Below are 894 nucleotides of genomic sequence, written 5' to 3'. Positions count from 1 at the left end.
TGATACAGTGGAAATTCGATGGTGAGTTGGTTGGCGAGGATATGGGGCATGGGTGAGGGCCTCAGACCCAGAAGGCGATGCGGCCGCGGAAGCGGATGAAGAAGGCCAGGGCGGCGGCGGCGACGAGCAGGGTGTAGAGGCTGGCGGAAAGCCAGACGAGGCCGTCGACGCCGCCCTCGACGAGCGGGCCGCGGACGGTCTCCATCAGCACGTAGAAGGGGTTGAGCGGCAGCCACTTCGCCTTGTCGCCGAGCAGCTCGGGCTTCCACAGCACCGGCGACATGAAGAAGGCGAGTTGCATGACGCTGGCGACGATCGGGCCGATGTCGCGGAAGCGGGCGCAGAGCATGCCGAGGAAGAGGGCGACGAAGAAGGCGTTGACCGCGACGAGGGCGAGGCCTGGGAGCAGCAGCAGGGCCTCGGCGCCCGGCATGCTGCCGCAGGCGAGGAAGACCAGGAAGACCAGCGGCAGGCTGTGGGCGGTGATCAGGGCGTTGCGGAAGACGCAGCGGAGGACGTGGACCGAGAAGGGCAGCGGCAGCTGGCGGATGATGCCCTCGGCGCTGGTCAGGCTGGTGCAGGCGTCGGTGACGGTCTGGGCGATCATGGTCCAGACGATCAGCGAGACGGCGATGAAGGGCAGGTAGCTGGCCAGCTCCATCTTGAAGAGCGAGGAGTAGAGCAGGCCGAGGCCGACAACCATGACGGCGGTGGAGAGGGTCAGCCAGAAGGGGCCGAGGACGGAGCCGCGGTAGCGGTTGCGGATGTCGAGCCGGGCGAGCGCGGCGGGCAGCCGCCAGCGCCTGAGCCCGGTCGCCAGGTCCTCCAGCGCCGCGGCGCGGCGGCGCGGCTGCGCCGCATCGCTGACGTAAAGCGGCGTCGCGCCGGGGCGGG

At 69.5% G+C, this 894-nt stretch carries 1 protein-coding gene; it reads right to left on the bottom strand.

The features are described 5' to 3' along the window. Window positions 1-61 precede the first annotated feature (61 nt). Window positions 62-894: ABC transporter permease (locus tag E2C06_RS36700; RefSeq protein WP_133293419.1), on the bottom strand; the 833-nt coding region annotated here is incomplete at its 5' end.

The organism is Dankookia rubra (assembly GCF_004355005.1).
GTDB lineage: Bacteria > Pseudomonadota > Alphaproteobacteria > Acetobacterales > Acetobacteraceae > Paracraurococcus > Paracraurococcus ruber_A.
This window is presented reverse-complemented; position numbering and strand designations above follow the sequence as displayed.